Genomic DNA, 19,922 nt, shown 5'->3' on the forward strand with positions numbered 1-19,922 from the left:
TTCCTGGAGCGGTGGTCACTGCGGCAGGAGGGGCACCCGATGAGCGGGCGGGTCTCCGTCGTGCTGCCGGTGGTACGCGAGGACGGCACCCGGGCCGCGCTGAAACTCCAGCACCTCGACGAGGAGACGGCGGGCGAGGCTCGCGCTGCGCACCTGGGCCGGCGACGGGGCCGTACGCCTCCTCGCCGACGATCCGCCGACCGGCACGCTGCTCCTGGAACGGCTCGACGAGGACCGCCCGCTGGCCGCCGTACCGGACGTGATGAAGGCGACCGAGATCGTCGCCGGCCTGCTCGTCCGGCTGACGTCCTTGCCGGCACCGGCCGGACTGCGCAGGCTCGGCGACCTGACGACGGACATGCTCGCCCGGCTGCCGGCCGTGCTGGAAATCGTGCGGGACGAGGACGACCGACGCCTCCTGCGGGACTGCGCCGCCGCGCTGCGCGAGGTCGCGGACGATCCCGGCGACCGGCTCCTCCACTGGGACCTGCACTTCGAGAACGTCCTGGCCGCCGGCCGCGAACCCTGGCTGGCCATCGACCCGAAACCCCTCGCGGGCGACCCCTGCTTCGAGCTCCTCCCCGCCCTCTGGGCCCGCGCCGACGAGGGCCACCTCCTACGCCGCTTCGACCTCCTGACCGAGGCCCTGCAAGCCGACCGCACCCACGCCCGCGCCTGGACCCTGGCCCGAATCCTCCAGGACGCCCTCTGGCGCCTGGAGGAAAACCTCACCCCGAACCAGGACCAGGCATCCATCGCCAGAACGCTACTGACTCCACGGAGACGCGGCTGAGCGGACGGCAACACCGCCCCAAGCCCCGACAGCCGACCACTGGAGCCCCCTGTCGGATTCGAACCGACGACCTACGCATTACAAGTGCGTTGCTCTGGCCAGCTGAGCTAAGGAGGCCTGCGCGCGTGCGGGTGTCCGGGGGACGGGCAGGCGCGCCCGAGCAGTGTACCCACGTCACAGGCGGGGCCCGTCGGAAATTTCCTTGAACTTCATCGGCGTCCGACTACTGACAGATCCGGTGAACGCGGGGTAGCGTCCTGAACCAGTTCGCTCATGTGGACTACACCACAACGGAACGTTCGACGTGCTGAGCGCGCCCGAACACCCTCCGTAGTGCATCACCACCTTCCTACAACGGATCGTCCGGCACGTTCCTGCCGGTAGAAGGGGGCCCTCACCATGGCCACTGTCTCGTTCAACAAAGCGACCCGCATCTACCCGGGTGGCGACAAGCCCGCCGTCGACCAGCTCGAACTCGACGTCGCGGACGGCGAGTTCCTCGTCCTCGTCGGCCCCTCGGGCTGCGGAAAGTCCACCTCCCTGCGCATGCTCGCGGGTCTTGAGGACGTCAACGCCGGCTCGATCCACATCGGTGACCGCGATGTCACGCACCTGCCGCCGAAGGACCGGGACATCGCCATGGTGTTCCAGAACTACGCGCTGTACCCGCACATGACGGTCGCCGACAACATGGGCTTCGCGCTCAAGATCGCGGGCGTCAACAAGGCGGAGATCCGGCAGAAGGTCGAGGACGCGGCGAAGATCCTCGACCTCACCGACTACCTCGCGCGCAAGCCGAAGGCGCTCTCCGGCGGTCAGCGCCAGCGCGTCGCCATGGGTCGCGCCATCGTGCGTGAGCCCCAGGTGTTCCTCATGGACGAGCCGCTGTCGAACCTGGACGCCAAGCTCCGCGTCTCCACCCGTACGCAGATCGCCTCGCTCCAGCGCCGCCTCGGCATCACCACCGTGTACGTCACCCACGACCAGGTCGAGGCCATGACCATGGGCGACCGGGTGGCCGTACTGAAGGACGGGCTGCTCCAGCAGGTCGACTCGCCGCGCAACATGTACGACCGTCCGAAGAACCTCTTCGTCGCCGGCTTCATCGGCTCCCCGGCCATGAACCTCGTCGAGGTCCCGATCACCGACGGCGGCGTGAAGTTCGGCAACAGCGTCGTGCCGGTCAGCCGTGAGGCGCTGTCCGCGGCGGCGGACCGCGGCGACCGCACCGTCACGGTCGGCGTCCGCCCCGAGCACTTCGACATCGTCGAGCACAACGGCGAGGCCGCGAAGTCCCTGTCGAAGGACACCGAGGACGCGCCCGCCGGCCTCGCCGTCACCGTGAACGTCGTCGAGGAGCTCGGCGCGGACGGTTACGTGTACGGCAGCGCGAAGGTCGACGAGAACGTCACGGACCTGGTCGTCCGCGTCAGCGGCCGCGCGGTCCCGGAGAAGGGCGCCACCCTGCACGTCGTACCGCGTCCGGGCGAGACCCACGTGTTCTCGACCTCCACGGGCGAGCGCCTCTCCGACTGAACCGGCTGACCGACTGAACCGGCTGATCGGGCTGATCGCTGAACCGGTTCGGCCGATCCGGCCGAACCGGGCCCCGCGCGGGCGAACCCCGAGGCAAGCCACGGGCGTTCAACACCCCCGTACGAGGGTTAATTCACCCAAGTTGACGAAGAAGGCCCCGCAGCAGGCTGCGGGGCCTTCTTTCATGTCGACAAATACCCCGGCAGACCGGTCATTTCGATACCTGTACGTCAACGCGCCGCCGCGAATTCGCCGCATTCCCGTCCCCCGAACCGGTGACTAAATGTCGCCAAATCATCACCCCGCGCTACCCTCACTCGCGTGAAGCACTCCACCACTAACCAACGGACCCGGCGTGGCCGTGGCCCCGCTCGTCGGGTCGGCCGCACCCTCGCCCTCGTTCTGCCTGTCGTCCTGGTGCTCTCCGGGACCCTCGCGGTCACCCGAGTCAACTGGTCGGGGACCAACTCGAACTCGGTGCTCACCGCCGCCGAAGCGTCCTCCGCGGATGTCTCCACCCGCGCAGTGTCCCGCGCCCCGCAGGACATCCTGCGCGACAGACTCCTGCTCGAACTCCAGGAGAAGGACCCGGGCGTCGCCCTCACCCACCTCCAGGAGGCGGTGAACGGCCGCCCGTCGCTCGCGAAGCACTGCGTCTCCATCGCCCGCGCACTGGGCCGTGCCGCGGTCCGTGCGTACGGCCCGACGCGCGCCCAGTCGTTCGCGAGGCCGGTCTGCGACACCTCCTTCGCCTCGGGGGTCGCGGCCACCCACCTCTGAGTCGAGCGAAGTCATCCAAGTACGCCCGGTTACGGAACGGTTGCTGACCAAAGCCGCGAGCGGGGCGCCACGTACAGTTCGGGCATGACCGATCCGAACGCCGCGTCGCGCCCCGTTCAAGCCGTTGTCCTGGCCGGCGGCCAGGGCTCCCGGCTGCGTCCCTACACCGACGACCGGCCCAAGCCGATGGTCGAGATTCCCGGCACCGGGACCCCGATCATCGGCCATCAGCTGACCTGGCTCGCCGAAGAGGGCGTGACCGACGTGGTGGTCAGCTGCGGCCACCTCGCCGAGGTCCTGCAGAAGTGGCTGGACTCCGCCGACCTCCCGGTGAACGTCACGACGGTCGTCGAGTCGGAACCCCTCGGCCGCGGCGGTGGCCTCAAGTACGCCGCCGCCCGTCTCCCCCACCCGGACCGGCCCTGGTTCGCGACGAACGGTGACATCTGGACCCGTTTCTCGCTGCGCGACATGGCGGACTTCCACGCCGAGCGCGACGCCGTCGCGACCCTCGCCCTGGCCCGCCCGCGCATCCCGTGGGGCGCCGTCAGGACAGACGGCTTCGGACGCGTCACGGACTTCATCGAGTCCCCGCCGACCCAGTACGAGATCAACGCGGGCGTCTACGTCTTCTCCGCCGAGTTCACCGACCTGCTCCCCGAGCGCGGCGACCACGAGCGCACCACCTTCCCGCACCTGGCCCGGGAACGCCGCCTGGCCGGCTTCTCCCTCCCCCAGGGCGCCTACTGGCGCGCCATCGACACCGCGAAGGACCTCACCGAGGCCGCGAAGGAACTGGCGGCCCTGGGGCGTTGAGCCCGCGCCTTCCCAGAGCCCAGGGCGACGGTACGAGGATGGGGCCCCGCACAGATGATGTGCGGGGCCCCATCCTCGTACCGTCCGAAGGGAGTTACCCCAGAAGGCCGCCCACCAGCCCCGGCTGGCCGGTGGAGCCCCCGCTGTCGGAGCCGCCTCCCGTCGAGCCCGAGCCGCCCGTGGAGCCGCCGCTGGAGGTGCCTCCGCCGGTCGACGTCGGGCCCGCGCTGGTGGTCGGGACCTGGTCGACCGGTGAGGACTGCTGGGGCGGCGCCTGGCCGGTGCTGCCCTGCGTCTGGCTGGGGCCGCTGGTGACGGTGCCCGTGCCCGTGTCGCGGGCGGCGCCCGGTGTGGTGGCCGCCGCCTCGGGCGGGGCCGAGGCGGTGCCCCGGGTGGGCTCCGCGGAGGCCGACGGGGAGGGCCTGTCGCTGCGCTTGCCGGGCGCCGACGGAAGCGCGGAGCCGGGCAGTTCGTTGCGCGGGGCCTCGCCGGGTCCCGGAACGACGATGCGGTCGGCGTCGCGGACGGCGCCGCCGAGGAGCGAGCCGACGAGCAGCGTGATGCCGATGGCGAGGGCCGCGATGAGCCCGCCCCTGCGCAGCACGCGAAGGCGCAGGTCCCAGATCTCGGCGCGCGGGCCGAGGGTGCGCCACGCCTCGCTCGCGAGACGTCCGTCCACGGAATAGACGGGGGCGCCCGCGATGATCAGCGGGGACCAGGCGGCGAGGTAGATGATGTCGGGCGCGTCGTAGGCGGGCACCGTCTTCCAGCTGACGGTGAGCAGGAGCGCGGCCGACAGCAGCGCGCCGACGACGGCGGCGACCCGCTGCCAGAGTCCGAGCACCGTGAGGACGCCCACGATGACCTGGAGGAAGGCGATGACGAGCCCGGCGCCGACGGGGTGCTGGAGGGCGAACTGGCGCAGTGGCTCGGCGACTTCCCAGGGGTGCAGGGTGTTGAGCCACTTGACCATGGAGCCGCGTTCGCCGCCGTCGAAGTAGACGGGATCGCAGAGCTTGCCCATGCCGGCGTAGATGGAGATGAAGCCGAGGAAGACGCGCAGCGGGAGGAGGACGACGCCGAGGTTCATCCGGCGGCCGGGGTAGTACGCGTGCCGCACCGGGTCGGCGCCGTGCCGCCTGGTGGGAGCGCCGCCCTCGTCGAAGCGGGAGTCGTCCTCGAACTCGTCGTCGGCGTAGCGGGGTTCGTCGTACGCGCTGCCCACGGTCCGCATGTTCGGCAGCAGGCGGGGCCCGGCAGCCTCGTGACTGCGCTGGCTGCCGACGATGGGCGTCTCCACGGTCTCGACGGTCATGTCGCCGTCGTAGCCGTGGTCGTCGTCGACGCGCGGGATGACCTGGGTCGCTCCGGCGTCGCCGGCCGGGGCCGGGGTGCCGTGGCCGACGCCGGCGCTGCGGACGGCCTGGAGGAGGCGGTGGGCGCCGGTGTCGTCAGGCGCGGACTTCCCGCTCCAGACGACGGGCGCGCGGCGGCGGGCGCCGGCTGCGGTACCGGCCGCGCCCGCTCTGCCCGCGCCACCGACGGCGGGGATCCGCGCGGTGTCGTCGGTGGAACTCAAGTGCCGCGCGAGACGCGGGGATTGGGTCCGTGGCGGGGCGCCTAGCTGCACGCGGAAGCTCGCATGATTGACGATGACCTGCGCCGGATCGCTCGGCACCTTCACCATGCTCAGCGCGGGAGCGTCGTCGAATCCCGACGAGCGGTCCCCCGTGGGTGTGCGGGGTGTTCTGGTGTCCACACTCATCTAACCGAGTGACGTGTGTTTAGGACACTGCTTTGACCTCGCCGATGTGTCCGGACCGCGTCAAGGTCATCCGCACCGACCCGATTACCCCACGGGGGTGACTACGCGCACAGGTGTTCAGCCGCGGCGCCGTGCCGCCTCGTACAGCACGACTCCCGCCGCGACACCGGCGTTCAGCGACTCCGCGCCACCCGGCATCGGGATCCGCACCCGGTAGTCGCAGGTCTCCCCGACCAGCCGGGAGAGCCCCTTGCCCTCGCTGCCGACGACGATGACGACGGGACCGCCCAGCGCCGCCAGCTCCCCGATCTCGGTCTCACCGTCGGCGGCCAGCCCGACGATCGCGATGCCCGCCTTCTTGTACGCCTCCAGGGCGCGCGTCAGGTTCGTGGCACGGGCGACGGGCGTACGAGCCGCGGTGCCGGCGGACGTCTTCCAGGCACCGGCGGTCATGCCGGCCGCGCGCCGCTCGGGCACGACCACGCCGTGGCCGCCGAAGGCGGTGGCGGAGCGGACGATGGCGCCCAGGTTCCGCGGGTCCGTGATGCCGTCGAGGGCGACGATCAGCGGGTCCTGGCCGACGTCGTACGCGGCGGAGACGAGGTCCTCGGGGTGCGCGTACTCGTACGGCGGGACCTGGAGGACCAGACCCTGGTGGTTGAGTCCGTTGGTCATCCGGTCCAGCTCGGGGCGCGGCGCCTCCATGAGGTGGACGCCGCCGCGGTCCGCGACCAGCTGGAGCGCCTCGCGCACCCGCTCGTCGTTGTCGATGAACTGCTGGACGTACAGCGTCACCGCGGGAACGCCCTCGCGCAGCGCCTCGACGACGGGGTTGCGCCCGACGACCATCTCGGACGTGCCCTTGCCGCCGCGTCCCTTGCTGATGGCGGGGCGGCGCACGGTCTGCCGTGCCTGGGCGTTGGCGACGCGGTTCTTCTTGTGACCCTTGCGCGCCTCGGCGGGCGGGGTCGGGCCCTTGCCTTCCAGACCCCTGCGTCGCTGGCCGCCACTGCCGACCTGCGCGCCCTTCTTGCCGGACATGCGGCGGTTGTTAGCGGCCATGACCTACCTGTCTCTGCTCATCGAAAAGCGTGAAGCGTGCGTACATACGTATATGCAGTGTGCCGCCCGGAGGCCCGGACGGCACAATCGATCAAGGCCGGCGAGGGCCGGCCGGTGGCTCTCAGCGTGGTCCGAGCGTCCAGCGTGGCCCCTGCGGGCCGTCCTCGATGACCAGTCCGGACTGGTTGAGCTGGTCGCGGATCGCGTCGGCGGTGGCCCAGTCCTTGCGGCCGCGCGCGGCCTCGCGCTGCTGGAGAACCAGCCGTACGAGGGTGTCGACGACGCCGTGCAGGTCCTCGCCGCGCTCGGTCTCACCGGCCCAGTGCGGGTCGAGGGGGTCGAGCCCGAGGACGCCGAGCATGGCCCGGACCTCGGCGAGGCGCGCCACGGCGGCCTCCTTGTCGTCGGCGGCCAGCGCGCTGTTGCCCTGCCGGACGGTGGTGTGCACGACGGCGAGCGCCTGCGGCACGCCCAGATCGTCGTCCATCGCCTCGGCGAAGGCGGGCGGGACCTCGGCGGCGGGCTCCACCACGCCTCCGGCCTTCTCCACCACGCGCTGCACGAAGCCCTCGATGCGCGCGAACGCCGACTCCGCCTCGCGCAGGGCCTCTTCGCTGTACTCGATCATCGAGCGGTAGTGCGGGGTGCCGAGGTAGTAGCGCAGGACGATGGGCCGCCAGTTCTTGACCATCTCGCTGACGAGGACCGAGTTCCCGAGGGACTTCGACATCTTCTCGCCGCTCATGGTGACCCAGGCGTTGTGCACCCAGTACTTGGCGAACTCGTCGCCGAAGGCCTTGGCCTGCGCGATCTCGTTCTCGTGGTGCGGGAAGATCAGGTCGAGCCCGCCGCCGTGGATGTCGAAGGCGGGGCCCAGGTACTTGTGGGCCATGGCGCTGCACTCGAGGTGCCAGCCGGGCCGGCCGCGCCCCCAGGGTGTCTCCCAGGTCGGCTCGCCCGGTTTGGCGGTCTTCCACATGGCGAAGTCGCGCGGGTCCCGCTTGCCGGTCTCGCCGTCGCCGGCGGGCTGGAGCAGGTTGTCGAGCTCCTGGTTGGACAGCGCCAGATAGCCGTCGTACGAGCGCACGTCGAAGTAGACGTTGCCGTCGGCCTCGTAGGCGTGCCCGCGCTCGATGAGGCCGCGCATCATCTCGACCATCTCGGTGATGTGGCCGGTGGCACGCGGCTCGTAACTGGGCGGCAGGCAGCCGAGCACGTCGTAGCCGTCGTTGAAGGCGCGCTCGTTCTCGTAGCCGATCGACCACCAGGGGCGGCCCTGCTCGGCCGACTTGTTGATGATCTTGTCGTCGATGTCCGTGACGTTCCGGATGAAGGTCACGTCATAGCCGCGGTACTCGAACCAGCGGCGCATGATGTCGAAGTTGAGGCCGGAGCGGATGTGCCCGATGTGCGGTGCGGCCTGCACGGTGGCACCACAGAGGTAGATCGAGACGCAGCCCGCGACGAGCGGGGTGAAGTCACGGATCTGCCGGGCGCTGGTGTCGTACAGGCGAATCGTCACCACTCCAGGGTAGTGGGCGGTGGGTAGTGCCCCGCGACCCTTCCGGGCCATGGGGCACGTATTCGTGACATCTCAGCCCGTCCGGCGTTTGAGGACGAGCGCGAAGCGCGACGGCGGGGGTCCGGGGGCGCAGCCCCCGGATACGGGACGGGCAGGGGCGGAGGGGGCGAACGAACCCCACCCTCAGCGGCCCCGCACCACCAACGCCGTGGCCACCGCCATCAGTCCCTCGTCCCGCCCCGGAAACCCGAGCCCGTCGGTCGTGGCCCCGGACACCGACACCGGCGCCCCCACCGCGTCCGACAGGATCTTCTGCGCCTCGTCCCGCCGCCTGCCGATCTTCGGGCGGTCCCCGACGACCTGCACGGCGACGTTGCCGATGACGAACCCGGCCGCACGGACGATCCGGGACGCCTCCGTCAGCAGCGTCACGCCCGAGGCCCCGGACCACTCCGGGCGCCCGGTGCCGAAGTGGGCGCCGAGGTCACCGAGTCCGGCGGCGGAGAACAGCGCGTTGCAGGCGGCGTGCGCGACGACGTCCGCGTCGGAGTGGCCGGCCAGGCCGGGCCCCTCCCCCTCCCACAGCAGTCCGGCGCACCACAGCTCGCGCCCGTCCTCGAAGGCGTGCACGTCGGTGCCGATCCCGACCTGGGGCAGCAGCGGACCGCCACCGGGTGCCTCAGAAACCATCGTTGGCCCTCCTGCGCGCGAGAACCGCCTCCGCCAGTACGAGGTCCAGGGGCCGCGTCACCTTGAACGCCTCCTCGTGGCCGGGTACCGCGACGACCCGCAGCCCGAGCTGTTCGACCATGCTCGCGTCGTCGGTCACGTTGTCGGTGACGGTCTCGTGGGCCCGTACGAGAGTGGCGCGGTCGAATCCCTGCGGCGTCTGCACGGCCCGCAGCCGTGCCCGCTCGGGCGTGGCCACCACGGGTTCGGGCGTTCCCGGCACGGTCGTGGGCTCGACCTCCTTGACGGTGTCGGCGAGCGGCAGGACCGGTACGACGGCGGGGGCGCCGTCCCGTACGGCCTCGATGACCGCGTCCACCGTGTCGACGGGTACGAGCGGGCGGGCCGCGTCGTGCACGAGGACGATGTCGATCCCGAGGGGCAGCGCGTCGAGGCCGTACTTCACGGACTCCTGGCGGCTCTCACCGCCGGGGACGACGAGGAAGTCGGTCCGCTCGGGCAGGGCGTGCGCGTCGAGCATGGTCTTCACCTCGGGGGCGCCCTCCGGCGGGGCCACCACGACGACCAGGGAGACGGCGCGGGACGCCGCCATCGCGCGGACCGCGTGAACGAGCATCGGCGTGCCGTTCAGTGCGCGGAGCGCTTTGGGGGCGCCCGGACCGAGGCGCACGCCCCGGCCGGCGGCGGGAATCACGGCGGCGGTACGTGCTCCCGGAGGCGAGAGGCGCGAATCGTCAGACATCGGTTCCTGTCAGGTTTGTGTGCTCGGCCTAGGTGGGTATGGCCTCAGCGTGCCGGGCGCGAGCCTGGACCGGACCCTTCCGTGACATCTGGTCGAGGCAGCTGCCCGGGCCCGGCACACCTAGTAGGCGGGCTCCAGGCAGGTGAGCGGGGCCTCCGCAATTCTGGCACCGCACAGTTCAAGGTCTCGAACTGGGTGCGGGTATGTACATGACCATCACAGGGTGCGGGTACAAACATGCCGCAGCGCCCGGCGACAGCTAATGCGTCATCGGGCACCGCGGCATTTCATTGCTTGCGCGCGTCTCCATTGCACAATCGCGCTGCGCAGGATTACGCGTACGTCAAGACGACTGCCGTCTCGGCGATGGGTTACGTCGGGGCGATTACCGTCGTCACAACGATCACCGTCTCGGCGACTACCGGCGTCAGGACGCGAGCACCTCGTCGAGCAGGGCTTCGGCCTTGTCCTCGTTCGTGTTCTCCGCGAGGGCGAGTTCGCTCACCAGGATCTGCCGGGCCTTGGCGAGCATGCGCTTCTCACCGGCGGAGAGTCCACGCTCACGCTCACGACGCCACAGGTCACGTACGACTTCCGCGACCTTGATGACATCGCCGGAGGCGAGCTTCTCCAGATTTGCCTTGTAACGACGCGACCAGTTCGTGGGCTCCTCGGCGTACGGCGCGCGCAGCACCTCGAAGACCCGGTCCAGTCCGTCCTGACCGACCACATCACGCACGCCGACGAACTCCGCATTGTCCGCTGGCACACGTACCGTCAGGTCGCCCTGGGCGACCTTCAGCACCAAGTAGGTCTTGTCCACGCCTTTGATCTGGCGAGTTTCGATAGCCTCGATCAGCGCGGCCCCGTGATGGGGATAGACCACGGTGTCGCCAACCTTGAACGTCATGTGACAGGTACCCCTTCCGTGGCTATCCAGGGTAACACGAAATCGGCGTCTTCTGAATGGCGTTTTCGCAGGTCAGGGCGCATCTCGGGGCTTGACAACCGCGACAGGAACGTGCTGCGAGAGGCGAGCGGAAGAGGGTATTCGCAGGTGGGAGCGGCTGTCCAGGGAAAGAGAAACGCGTACGTTACACACACCGGAAGCACCTGACCAGGGGTGGAACATCCCGGTTTGTCCACCCTCAAGGGCTCGACTTCCGCTACTCCGTTCGGTGACCGGAGTGGAGTACGGGGCGATTCCGGAATTGATCACAACCGGCGGGTGAACTGCCGATGATCTACCGGCGGCCTATGGCGCGCCCTTAGCGGCGATCCACCGACGGCCCACCGATCATCGACCGATGATCCGCCATTGGTGTTGCGAGGATCTACCGATGATCTACCGGTGATCAATTTTTTCGGGCCCGGACATTCCCCGTATGAAATCCGCGAGCGACAGTCCGTGGAAGTTATGTGAATGCCGGACGAGTACGCGCTCGAAGTAGCGGAAGTGACGGAAGTGCCGGGCGCGACGGACGGGGCGCGCGCAGGGCGCACGGGAGCCCGTCGGCGCGAAGGGGCGGGTCGGGTGCGGCGGCGTGGGAACGGCTCGGTAACCTAAGCCCGCTGACACACCCTTAGGACGGCTTTACAACTGAGCCGCTCTGTTTCGCCCACGTTCAAGGAGTTGCCGCAGCCGTGAGCAGCAGCCTTCGACGCGGCGCTCTCGCCGCCGCCTCCCTCGCGTTCTCGATCGCCTCACTCGCCGCGTGCGCCGCCGGCAACAACGCACAGACCCTGGAAGTGAAGCCGGACAACGCCGCGACCTCGGTCGGCGACATCAAGATCCAGAACGCTGTCGTCATCACCCAGCCCGACCTGGAGGCAGCGGGTCCGGCCGCGATCTCCGCGACCGTGTTCAACAACGGTGACACCCCGCAGACACTCGACTCGATCACCGTCGCCGGCACCGGCAAGTCCGCCGAGATCAAGCCCGCCAAGGGCTCCGGCAAGCTGACGATCCCGGCCGGCGGCTACGTCATCCTCGGCGGCAAGGACAACGCCGCCGCGGTACTGACCAGCGGCAGCGACGCCCTCAAGGACGGCAACGCGCAGCAGGTCACCTTCGGCTTCAGCCAGACGGGCGACGTGAGCCTGCGCGCCTTCGTCGTCCCGGCCGACAGCTACTTCACCGGGTGGGGCCCGAGCGAGGTGCCCGCGACGCCGAGCGCCTCGGCGGGCGCAGGCTCCGAGCCGTCGGAGTCCGCCTCGTCCTCACAGTCGCCGTCCGGCTCGCAGTCGCCGTCCGGTTCGCCGTCGGAGTCCGTGTCGGGCACGCCCACCGACGCGGCCTCGGCGAGCGTGTCGGCCTCGGAGTCGGCCGCCGAGTAACCGTTCCGGTCATGCACGAAGGGCGGTACCCCGAGGGGTGCCGCCCTTCGTCGTGCGTAAGCAGCAGGCGTACGCGGTAGCAGCAGGCGTACGCGACCGGTGCCGGTGCAGGTGTCGGTGTCGGTGTCGGTTTACGGCTCGAACTTGTAGCCGAGACCGCGGACGGTGACCAGGTACCTGGGCGCGCCCGGGTCCGGCTCGATCTTGGCGCGCAGGCGCTTGACGTGGACGTCGAGCGTCTTGGTGTCACCGACGTAGTCGGCGCCCCACACCCGGTCGATGAGCTGCATGCGGGTCAGCACGCGGCCCGCGTTGCGCAGCAGCATCTCCAGGAGGTCGAACTCCTTGAGCGGGAGGTCGACCTTGGAGCCGGAGACGGTGACCACGTGGCGGTCGACGTCCATCCGGACGGGGCCGGCCTCCAGCGCGGCAGGCGTGACCTCCTCCGGCTCCCCGCGGCGGCGGAGCACGGCACGGATACGGGCGACCAGCTCACGGGAGGAGAAGGGCTTGGTGACGTAGTCGTCAGCCCCTATCTCCAGCCCGACGACCTTGTCGATCTCGCTGTCCTTGGCGGTGACCATGATCACCGGAACGTTGGAGCGGCCGCGCAGCTGGCGGCAGACCTCCGTACCGGGCAGGCCCGGCAGCATCAGGTCGAGGAGGACGAGGTCGGCGCCGTTGCGCTCGAACTCGTCGAGTCCGTCGGGCCCGGTGGTCGCGATGGCGACCTCGAAGCCCTCCTTGCGGAGCATGTACGACAGGGCGTCGGAGAAGGACTCCTCGTCCTCGACGACGAGCACACGGGTCACGGAAGGACCTCCGGGGCAGGAAGCGGGTCATACGGGGATGTGACGGTGGTCGTCCCGTCGGTGGGCTGCTCGTCCTCTTCGTCGAGGCCGGGCATGTGGTGTTCGGTCACGCGGTCGCGGGCCGCACCCGCCTCCGGCAGCCGCAGGGTGAATGTGGAGCCCTGTCCCTCGGAACTCCACACCGTGACCTCCCCGCCGTGCGAGGCGGCCACGTGTTTGACGATCGCGAGCCCCAGCCCCGTACCACCAGTGGCACGGGAACGGGCCGGGTCGACGCGGTAGAAGCGCTCGAAGACGCGCTCCTTGTCCTTCTCCGAGATGCCGATGCCCTGGTCGGTCACGGCGATCTCGATGAGGTCTCCGCCGGGCGCGGTCACCCGGCGCGCGGCTATGCCCACCCGGGTGCGGGCGGGCGAGTAGTTGACGGCGTTCTCCACGAGGTTGCCGAGGGCTGCGGCCAGCTGGCCCCGATTGCCCCAGACCCTCAGGTCGGCAGTGCCGCCCGCGGCCATGGTGATCTGCTTCGTGCCGGCCTGGTGGCGGCAGCGGTCGATCGCCTCGGCGACGAGATCGTCGGCACGGACCGGCTCGGCGTCCTCCAGCGGGTCGTCGTTCTGGACCCGGGAGAGGTCGATGAGCTCCTGGACGAGGTTGGTGAGCCGGGTGGCCTCTATCTGCATCCGGCCGGCGAAGCGTTCGACCGCCTCCGGGTCGTCGGAGGCGTCCATGACAGCTTCGGAGAGCAGGCTGAGGGCGCCGACGGGGGTCTTGAGCTCATGGCTGACGTTCGCGACGAAGTCGCGTCGTACCGCCTCGATGCGCCGGGCCTCGGTGAGGTCCTCCACGAGCAGGAGGACCAGCCGGGAGCCGAGCGGCGCCACCCGGGCGGAGACGGCGAGAGCTTCCCCGCGCCCCGTCCCCCGCCTCGGCAGATCCAGCTCCACCTGTCGTATCTCCCCGTCCCGGCGGGTGTCACGCGCCATCTGGAGCATCGGTTCGACGGCGAGTTTGCCGCCGCGCACCAGCCCGAGGGCGTACGCGGCCGAGCTGGCCTTGACCACGGCGTCCGCCTCGTCGAGTACGACGGCGGAGGAGCGGAGCACGGACAGCACCGTGTCCACGCCGGGCGGAAGTACTGGATCCGTATGAAGCGAGGTGCGGGTTGGCCGTTTCTGGTCGCGCTCGCTCCAGCGGAACGCCAGCATGGCGATGACACCGGTGAGCACTCCGGCGATCGCTGCCGCTGCGGCGACCGCCGCGTTCACGTCCATGCCTCCAGGTTAGGCATGTCGTCGGCCCAGGCCACAGCCATCCGAGTGCGACCTCGAACACTCGTCGCCCAGAGTTCACCCAGGAGCCAGTGATGGTTCATTTAGGGGGCCGGAAACGGACGCGTACAGGCCGGAACGTGGGAGCGTGGGGTTCACGGGGCCTGTTCGGCGGGTATTTCCGATGGTCAGGATCCAGCCCCCGGACCCCCGAACCTGACGTGAGAGAGGGACATCCTGATGCGGGACGCGTACCACGAGGAACTTGACTCGATCGGCGAGGGCCTGGTCGAGATGGCCCGGCTCGTCGGGTCGGCGATCGGACGCGCCACGACGTCGATCCTCGACTCCGACCTGAAACTGGCCGAGAGCGTGATCGCCGCCGACGAGAAGGTCGACGATCTTCAGCACGAGCTGGAGGCCCGCGCGATCGCTCTGCTGGCCCGCCAGCAGCCGGTGGCCACGGATCTGCGGATCGTGGTCACCTCGCTCCGTATGTCCGCGGACCTGGAGCGCTCCGGCGACCTGGCCCAGCACGTCGCGAAGCTGGCCCGCCTGCGTTTCCCCGAGCGGGCGATCCCGCACGACCTGCACGCCACGATCCTGGAGATGGGCCAGCTCGCCCAGCGCCTGATGGCCAAGGCGGCCGAGGTCATCATCACCAAGGACGTCGACCTGGCGATGCAGCTGGAGCAGGACGACGACGAGATGGACCTCCTGCACCGCACGCTCTTCCAGCACCTGCTGGACGACAAGTGGAAGCACGGCATAGAGACCGCCGTGGACGTCACCCTGCTGGGCCGTTACTACGAGCGCTTCGCCGACCACGCGGTGTCCGTCGCCAAGCGCGTCGTGTACCTGGTGACTGGCGAGCACGCGGACGAGCTCCAGCCCGACATCCAGCCGGTGACGGGCGTCGAGGGGGTCTGATCGGCGGGGGTCCGGGTTGCCGTGCGGCGGAGGTGCCGGGGTGCCGTGCGGCGGTGGACCCGGTTCTCCCCGCACTCCGGGGGCGCGCGCGAGCCTCGGTGCGCCGAGCTTGCGCCGTTGCTGCGCCCCCGGGAGTGGGCATGGAATGGGCGACAGGAGCTGTGCGGTGCAGCGTGCCTCGCACACTTCGTGCCTGAAGGAGGGACCCATGGCCGAATCCCCCAGCACGCCCGACCCCACACAGGACCTCGACACCCAGCAGCCCGTCGAGATCAAGAACCTCCCACTGTTCGGCGCCTGCGGCTGCGGCTCGGGATGCGGATGCGGATGCCAGTCCGGCAATCCCTGCCAGTGCGGCTGATCGCGTAGCGGCGCGGATACGTACGCCGAGGGGCTCCGTCCTTGTGACGGGGCCCCTTCGCGTGTCCTGGGCGCTCGGAGGGGCGAGGGCGGGGAACCGCTACGGGGTGCGGAGGGGTGGCGGGGAACCCGGTGGGCGGGCGGTCCGTTGCGAACTCATAGAACTCCAGAGTGAGTTGGAGCTTCTGAGGCACATCCCCACTCTTCACGGAGGCCTGGAACCATGCCCCAGAACCACCGTCCCCAGCCGTCCCGGCGCACCGTTCTCGGCGGTGCCGCCGTCGCCGCGCTCGCGGTCACCGCGGGCGCCGGCACCGCGAACGCCGCAGGCGCCGGTACGGCGAACACGGTCACCGCAGGTGCCGGCACGGCGAACGCCGCAGCCCCGAAAGCCGCGTGGCCGACCGAGTTCCCGCTCCCCGACGGCTTCCTCCCCGAGGGCATCACCATCGGCAGAAGGCCGTACGCCTACATGGGTTCGCGCGCGAACGGCGCCATCCTCCGCACCGACCTGCGCACCGGCGAGGGCGAGGTCCTCTTCGCGGGCGGCACCGGCCTGGTGTCCGTCGGCCTGAAGCTGGACGACGACGGCCTGCTCTACGTCGCCGGAAGCACGGGCGTCGCGCGGATCCACGACTCCCGTACCGGCGAACTGGTGGCCACCCACCAACTGACCGAGGCCACCGGCCACTTCATCAACGACGTCATCCTGCTCGGCGACCGCGCCTGGTTCACCGACTCGCGCGACGCGGTGCTCCACGGCGTACCGCGCGGCTGCCGCGGCACGGTCCGCGCGCTGCCGCTCACCGGCGACTGGGTCCAGACCCCGAACGTGAACAACGCCAACGGCATCGTCGGCACCCCCGACGGACGCGGCCTGATCGTCGTCAAGAGCACCCCGGGCGAGCTCTACAACGTGAGCCTCAGGACCGGCTACGCGAGCAGGATCACGCTGGTGGGCGCGGAGAACGTCGTCAACGGCGACGGCCTCGTCCGCATCGGCCGCACCCTGTACGTCGTACAGAACCGCCTCAACATAGTCACCGTGTTCGAGCTCGACGCCAAGGCCACCACCGCCACCCTGCGCCGTACGATCACCGACCCGCGTTTCGACGTACCCACCACCGCCGCCCGCTACGGCGACCGCCTGTACCTCGTCAACGCCCGTTTCACCAGCCCGCAGTTGCCCGACACGACGTTCAACGGGGTGGCCGTTCCCCTCTGATCCGAGGGCGGGCGGGGGGGCAGGGGGTAGTGCCTGCACCACCGGCACCGGGCAGTGCGCGGGATCGATGCGCGACCTTGCCGGAGACAGGCTGGAGGCAGTCAACAGCAGCCCTCCGGCAAGGAGTTGTCCCATGAACTCGTCCGTCTCCCCCTCCCCCGCCCCGCGGTCCCGCGGCCGTCGGCGCCCCGCTCTGACGGTGTCCGTTCTCGCGGTGCTGACCGGTCTCGTCGCGACGACCGCGCTCGACGTACCGGGAGCTAGCGCGCTGGAGAGCGGCTCGGTCCGGGAGAACGGCTCGGTTCGGGAGAGCGATCCGGCGCGGCGGGGCGGGGGTCCCGTACAGGAGAGCCTAGACGCGCTGGTCGAGGTCGACGGGTTCCCCGGCGCGCTCGCCTCGGTGCGTGAGCCCGACGGGCGGACCCGCCAGTACACCGCCGGGGTGGGCGACTTGAGGACCGGCGCCAAGGTCCCGGTCGACGGGCGGGTGCGGATCGCAAGCAACACCAAGATGTTCACGGCCACGGTGGTGCTGCAACTGGTCGGCGAGGGCCGGATCGACCTTGACGCGCCGATCGAGGACTACCTTCCGGGGCTGGTACGGGGCGACGGCATGGACGGCCGGGTCATCACCGTCCGCCAGTTGCTCCAGCACACCAGCGGACTGCCCGACTACGACGAGCAGGTCCTGGAGGACTACCTCACCAAGCAGCGGCACCGCTACTTCGAGCCGCGGGAGGTACTCGACATGGCCCTGGCGAAGAAGGCGCTGTTCGCCCCCGGCACCGGCTGGAGTTACAGCAACACCAACTACGTCCTGGCCGGGCTGCTCGTCCAGAAGGTCACCGGCCGCCCTGTCGGCGAGGAGATCACCGACCGGATCATCAGGCCGACCGGTCTGCGGCACACGTCCTGGCCGGGCGTCGGCGACCAGACGATCAAGGGTCCGCACCCGCGGGGCTACTTCGCGACCGCGCCGGACGCTCCGATGACGGACGTCACGGAGAACGACCCCTCCGCGGGCTGGGCGGCGGGCCAGCTGATCGGCACCCCGAGTGATCTCAACCGCTTCCTCGTCGCCCTCCTCGGCGGCAAGCTGCTGAAGCCGGCGCAGCTCAAGGAGATGCGGACGACCGTCGACGCCCCCGGCCTCGACACGGTCGGTGACGGGCACTACGGCCTCGGCCTGGCCACCTTCAAACTCAGCTGCGGCGGCTACGCCTGGACCCACGGCGGCAACGCCCCCGGCTACACCACCCGCAACGCCGTGGCCCCCGACGGCCGAGCGGCCACCATCGCCGTCACCGCCCTCCCGACGTCGCTGCCCGCCGCGGAACACGTCGAGGCTGCCCTGGACACGGCGCTCTGCGAATAGCGGGCCGGTTTGCGCTTCCGGGGGCTGCGGGTTCGGGGGGAGCGGGTTTGGGGGCCGCGGGTTCGGGGGGAGCGGCGCGGCCCACCCGCGCACGACCCAGGGCTTCCACCACCTGGTCACGGCGGCGGCCTAGGTCGTCATGGCCCGCCGCAGCCTGGCCTCGTCATCGCTGCCGGGCAGGGCGGACAGGATCACGATCTTGAGGTCGGAGTCACCGTCGGTCAGGACGTCGCAGTCCACCTCGACCGGTCCGGCCGTCGGATGCTCGACGGTCTTACGGTCCTCGCGGTGGGCGCCCACCCCGCCGCTCGCCCACAGCCGGGCGAAGGCCGGGCTGCCCTCGGTCAGCTCCCGGATCAGCTCCGCCAGGCGGGCGTCATGGGGAAAACGGCCGGTCGCGCGGCGCAGGTCGGACACGACGGCGAGATCCGAGTCGGCGCTGTTCCGCACGGACACCGGCCAAGCGGCGATGCGTACGTCGTCGGAGCCGACCGGGAAACGCTCCCGGGCGAAGTTGCGCAGTTCCGGTGCCTTCACCGAAGGGTCACCGAGCAGCGCCGCCCAGCCGGGGTTCCACCAGATCAGCTGCCAGTCGGCGGCGAACACGGCGACCGCGACGTCGCCGAGCCGGCTCAGCACACGGTGAACGCCCGGCGGTAGGTGATCGGGGATGGGTTCGCCGTTCGGGGGGACCAGTCCGGCCATGCGGTAGAGGTGGTCGCGCTCGGCGTCCGTCAGCCGCAGGGCGCGCGCGAGTGAGGCGACAACCTGGGCGGACGGTGCCGTGGCGCGTCCCTGTTCCAGGCGCACGATGTAGTCGACCGAGAGACCGGCACGTTCAGCGAGTTCCTCGCGGCGCAGCCCGGTCGCGCGGCGCGGCCGACCGGAGGGCGGGCCTTCGGCCGGTGGGGACAGCCGCTCTCGCCAGGCCCGGATCGTCGCACCGAGCCCAGCCCTCTCCTTCGTCGCCATGCCATCAATCGTGCCCCATCCCCTCCCCCTCCCTCATCTGGTAGCCGGTCCCCCACCTGGTAGCCGGTCCCCCATCCGGTATCCGGTCCTGGTACTGCGGTTCCTACGGTCGATGCGTCCCTGGCGGAGCACTGGTGCGGTGCGGACGATCGAGTCATGACCACCACGTTCATCACCGGAGCCAACAAAGGGCTCGGCCATGAGACCGCCCGCCGCCTCGTCGCCCTCGGCCACACCGTGATCCTGGGAGCCCGCGATCCGGAACGGGGCGCAGCGGCCGCGGAGGCGCTCGGCGCGCGGTTCGTCCGTATCGACGTCACCGACGACGCCTCCGTCGCCGCCGCGGCCGCCGATGTCGCCGAGCACGAGGGCGGCATCGACGTACTGATCAATAACGCCGGCGTGCACGGCCCGCACGGCGATCCCGGCGAGCTGACCGGCACGGACGCCCTCGGTGTCTTCGACGTCAACGTCTTCGGCGTGGTCCGCACGACCACCGCCTTCCTCCCCCTGCTGCGCCGGTCGCCGGACCCGGTCATCATCAACGTCAGCAGCGGCATGGGGTCGCTCGCCATCACCCACGACCCGGCCCGGATCGAGTCCTCCGTGATCGCCCCGCTCTACACCGCCTCGAAGGCGGCCCTCACGATGCTGACCACTCAATACGCCAAGTCCCTGAAGGACATCCGCGTAAACGCCGCCGACCCCGGCTACACAGCCACCGACCTCAACGCCCACACCGGCCCCCAGACCGTCACCGAGGGCACCGACGCGATCGTCCACCTCGCGACCGAGGGCCCCGACGCAGCGTCGGGCCGCCTCATCGACCGCGAGGGCCCACTGCCCTGGTCGTGAAACACGAGCATGGCCGAGTCGGCTCCACGGGGGCGGTCAACGGTCCAGAATGTGGGTACCCATTGATCGATTGCTTCGGGGG

General features: G+C 70.4%; 20 protein-coding genes and 1 tRNA gene. 10 read left to right on the top strand and 11 right to left on the bottom strand.

Going from position 1 to position 19,922, the window contains the following annotated elements:
• Positions 1-15 precede the first annotated feature (15 nt).
• Entirely contained in the window at positions 16-207 is a 192-nt protein-coding gene (locus ACIP79_RS33590) for a hypothetical protein (protein ID WP_401229430.1), read from the bottom strand.
• On the opposite strand from ACIP79_RS33590, the gene ACIP79_RS33595 reads away from it, so the two are divergent.
• Entirely contained in the window at positions 146-793 is a 648-nt protein-coding gene (locus tag ACIP79_RS33595) for an aminoglycoside phosphotransferase family protein (RefSeq protein WP_401229709.1), read from the top strand. The two genes, ACIP79_RS33590 and ACIP79_RS33595, sit on opposite strands and share 62 nt — an antisense overlap.
• Positions 794-833: 40 nt before the next feature.
• On the opposite strand, the gene ACIP79_RS33600 is transcribed toward ACIP79_RS33595, so the two are convergent.
• Positions 834-910: transfer RNA gene (locus ACIP79_RS33600), tRNA-Thr, on the bottom strand.
• 282 nt (positions 911-1,192) lie between these two features.
• Here ACIP79_RS33600 and ACIP79_RS33605 point away from each other — a divergent pair.
• The 3 genes from ACIP79_RS33605 (at position 1,193) to ACIP79_RS33615 (ending at position 3,925) form a co-directional block, all read left to right on the top strand.
• Complete coding sequence (locus tag ACIP79_RS33605; RefSeq protein WP_383680591.1) at positions 1,193-2,329, top strand: ABC transporter ATP-binding protein; 1,137 nt, start codon at positions 1,193-1,195, stop codon at positions 2,327-2,329.
• 321 nt (positions 2,330-2,650) lie between these two features.
• On the top strand, positions 2,651-3,109 hold the full coding sequence (locus tag ACIP79_RS33610; RefSeq protein ID WP_383680592.1) for a hypothetical protein: 459 nt from the start codon (positions 2,651-2,653) through the stop codon (positions 3,107-3,109).
• An 84-nt stretch (positions 3,110-3,193) separates the two neighbouring features.
• Positions 3,194-3,925, top strand: coding sequence for an NDP-sugar synthase (locus ACIP79_RS33615; RefSeq protein WP_383680594.1), 732 nt, complete (start codon positions 3,194-3,196; stop codon positions 3,923-3,925).
• 94 nt (positions 3,926-4,019) lie between these two features.
• On the opposite strand, the gene ACIP79_RS33620 is transcribed toward ACIP79_RS33615, so the two are convergent.
• The 6 genes from ACIP79_RS33620 to ACIP79_RS33645 form a co-directional block, all read right to left on the bottom strand.
• Positions 4,020-5,690, bottom strand: a complete 1,671-nt coding sequence (locus tag ACIP79_RS33620) for a DoxX family membrane protein (RefSeq protein ID WP_401229434.1) — start codon at positions 5,688-5,690, stop codon at positions 4,020-4,022.
• Positions 5,691-5,807: 117 nt separating this feature from the next.
• Positions 5,808-6,752, bottom strand: a complete 945-nt coding sequence (gene rlmB, locus ACIP79_RS33625; protein WP_401229436.1) for a 23S rRNA (guanosine(2251)-2'-O)-methyltransferase RlmB — start codon at positions 6,750-6,752, stop codon at positions 5,808-5,810.
• A 121-nt stretch (positions 6,753-6,873) separates the two neighbouring features.
• A complete protein-coding gene (gene cysS, locus ACIP79_RS33630) occupies positions 6,874-8,274 on the bottom strand; it encodes a cysteine--tRNA ligase (protein WP_401229439.1) in 1,401 nt (466 codons plus the stop codon).
• Between the two features lie 183 nt (positions 8,275-8,457).
• Positions 8,458-8,964: a 2-C-methyl-D-erythritol 2,4-cyclodiphosphate synthase gene (gene ispF, locus ACIP79_RS33635; RefSeq protein ID WP_401229442.1), complete on the bottom strand. Its 507-nt coding sequence runs from the start codon at positions 8,962-8,964 to the stop codon at positions 8,458-8,460.
• A complete protein-coding gene (ispD, locus tag ACIP79_RS33640) occupies positions 8,954-9,706 on the bottom strand; it encodes a 2-C-methyl-D-erythritol 4-phosphate cytidylyltransferase (RefSeq protein WP_401229444.1) in 753 nt (250 codons plus the stop codon). The genes ispF and ispD overlap by 11 nt, the downstream gene beginning before the upstream one ends.
• Before the next feature lie 427 nt (positions 9,707-10,133).
• Positions 10,134-10,616, bottom strand: coding sequence for a CarD family transcriptional regulator (locus ACIP79_RS33645; RefSeq protein ID WP_003953493.1), 483 nt, complete (start codon positions 10,614-10,616; stop codon positions 10,134-10,136).
• A gap of 734 nt (positions 10,617-11,350) precedes the next feature.
• Between ACIP79_RS33645 and ACIP79_RS33650 the strand changes: the two genes are divergently transcribed.
• Complete coding sequence (locus ACIP79_RS33650) at positions 11,351-12,043, top strand: DUF461 domain-containing protein (RefSeq protein WP_401229447.1); 693 nt, start codon at positions 11,351-11,353, stop codon at positions 12,041-12,043.
• Positions 12,044-12,174: 131 nt separating this feature from the next.
• Here ACIP79_RS33650 and ACIP79_RS33655 read toward each other — a convergent pair whose 3' ends face one another.
• Together ACIP79_RS33655 and ACIP79_RS33660 are read right to left on the bottom strand one after the other, a co-directional pair.
• The gene (locus ACIP79_RS33655) at positions 12,175-12,855 is read right to left on the bottom strand and encodes a response regulator transcription factor (RefSeq protein ID WP_009340348.1); all 681 of its coding nucleotides are present in this window, start codon (positions 12,853-12,855) and stop codon (positions 12,175-12,177) included.
• Positions 12,852-14,126, bottom strand: a complete 1,275-nt coding sequence (locus ACIP79_RS33660; RefSeq protein ID WP_383680605.1) for a sensor histidine kinase — start codon at positions 14,124-14,126, stop codon at positions 12,852-12,854. The genes ACIP79_RS33655 and ACIP79_RS33660 overlap by 4 nt, the downstream gene beginning before the upstream one ends.
• Before the next feature lie 237 nt (positions 14,127-14,363).
• Here ACIP79_RS33660 and phoU point away from each other — a divergent pair, with 237 nt between their 5' ends.
• The 4 genes from phoU to ACIP79_RS33680 all read left to right on the top strand — a co-directional run bounded on the left by phoU (position 14,364) and on the right by ACIP79_RS33680 (position 18,013).
• On the top strand, positions 14,364-15,053 hold the full coding sequence (gene phoU / locus ACIP79_RS33665; RefSeq protein WP_401229451.1) for a phosphate signaling complex protein PhoU: 690 nt from the start codon (positions 14,364-14,366) through the stop codon (positions 15,051-15,053).
• Positions 15,054-15,261: 208 nt separating this feature from the next.
• Positions 15,262-15,414 carry a hypothetical protein gene (locus ACIP79_RS33670; RefSeq protein WP_383680608.1) on the top strand — a complete coding sequence of 51 codons (153 nt, stop codon included), beginning with the start codon at positions 15,262-15,264 and terminating at the stop codon, positions 15,412-15,414.
• A 222-nt stretch (positions 15,415-15,636) separates the two neighbouring features.
• Complete coding sequence (locus ACIP79_RS33675) at positions 15,637-16,638, top strand: SMP-30/gluconolactonase/LRE family protein (RefSeq protein WP_401229454.1); 1,002 nt, start codon at positions 15,637-15,639, stop codon at positions 16,636-16,638.
• Positions 16,639-16,771: 133 nt separating this feature from the next.
• Complete coding sequence (locus ACIP79_RS33680) at positions 16,772-18,013, top strand: serine hydrolase domain-containing protein (protein WP_401229457.1); 1,242 nt, start codon at positions 16,772-16,774, stop codon at positions 18,011-18,013.
• A gap of 129 nt (positions 18,014-18,142) precedes the next feature.
• Here ACIP79_RS33680 and ACIP79_RS33685 read toward each other — a convergent pair whose 3' ends face one another.
• Complete coding sequence (locus ACIP79_RS33685; protein WP_401229460.1) at positions 18,143-18,985, bottom strand: helix-turn-helix transcriptional regulator; 843 nt, start codon at positions 18,983-18,985, stop codon at positions 18,143-18,145.
• 156 nt (positions 18,986-19,141) lie between these two features.
• Here ACIP79_RS33685 and ACIP79_RS33690 point away from each other — a divergent pair, with 156 nt between their 5' ends.
• Positions 19,142-19,840, top strand: coding sequence for an SDR family NAD(P)-dependent oxidoreductase (locus tag ACIP79_RS33690; protein WP_401229463.1), 699 nt, complete (start codon positions 19,142-19,144; stop codon positions 19,838-19,840).
• Positions 19,841-19,922: the final 82 nt, after the last annotated feature.

The organism is Streptomyces sp. NPDC088747, from assembly GCF_044751025.1.
In the GTDB taxonomy this organism is placed as follows: domain Bacteria; phylum Actinomycetota; class Actinomycetes; order Streptomycetales; family Streptomycetaceae; genus Streptomyces.

Excerpts from the sequence above, each read along its gene's own strand:
- ACIP79_RS33675 (WP_401229454.1), top strand. The coding sequence starts at position 15,637 with ATGCCCCAGAACCACCGTCCCCAGCCGTCCCGGCGCACCGTTCTCGGC.
- ACIP79_RS33690 (WP_401229463.1), top strand. The coding sequence starts at position 19,142 with ATGACCACCACGTTCATCACCGGAGCCAACAAAGGGCTCGGCCATGAG.
- ACIP79_RS33620 (WP_401229434.1), bottom strand. The coding sequence starts at position 5,690 with ATGAGTGTGGACACCAGAACACCCCGCACACCCACGGGGGACCGCTCG.
- ACIP79_RS33670 (WP_383680608.1), top strand. The coding sequence starts at position 15,262 with ATGGCCGAATCCCCCAGCACGCCCGACCCCACACAGGACCTCGACACC.
- ACIP79_RS33645 (WP_003953493.1), bottom strand. The coding sequence starts at position 10,616 with ATGACGTTCAAGGTTGGCGACACCGTGGTCTATCCCCATCACGGGGCC.
- ACIP79_RS33605 (WP_383680591.1), top strand. The coding sequence starts at position 1,193 with ATGGCCACTGTCTCGTTCAACAAAGCGACCCGCATCTACCCGGGTGGC.
- phoU (WP_401229451.1), top strand. The coding sequence starts at position 14,364 with ATGCGGGACGCGTACCACGAGGAACTTGACTCGATCGGCGAGGGCCTG.
- ispF (WP_401229442.1), bottom strand. The coding sequence starts at position 8,964 with ATGGTTTCTGAGGCACCCGGTGGCGGTCCGCTGCTGCCCCAGGTCGGG.
- ACIP79_RS33680 (WP_401229457.1), top strand. The coding sequence starts at position 16,772 with ATGAACTCGTCCGTCTCCCCCTCCCCCGCCCCGCGGTCCCGCGGCCGT.
- ACIP79_RS33685 (WP_401229460.1), bottom strand. The coding sequence starts at position 18,985 with ATGGCGACGAAGGAGAGGGCTGGGCTCGGTGCGACGATCCGGGCCTGG.
- ACIP79_RS33615 (WP_383680594.1), top strand. The coding sequence starts at position 3,194 with ATGACCGATCCGAACGCCGCGTCGCGCCCCGTTCAAGCCGTTGTCCTG.
- ispD (WP_401229444.1), bottom strand. The coding sequence starts at position 9,706 with ATGTCTGACGATTCGCGCCTCTCGCCTCCGGGAGCACGTACCGCCGCC.
- ACIP79_RS33660 (WP_383680605.1), bottom strand. The coding sequence starts at position 14,126 with ATGGACGTGAACGCGGCGGTCGCCGCAGCGGCAGCGATCGCCGGAGTG.
- rlmB (WP_401229436.1), bottom strand. The coding sequence starts at position 6,752 with ATGGCCGCTAACAACCGCCGCATGTCCGGCAAGAAGGGCGCGCAGGTC.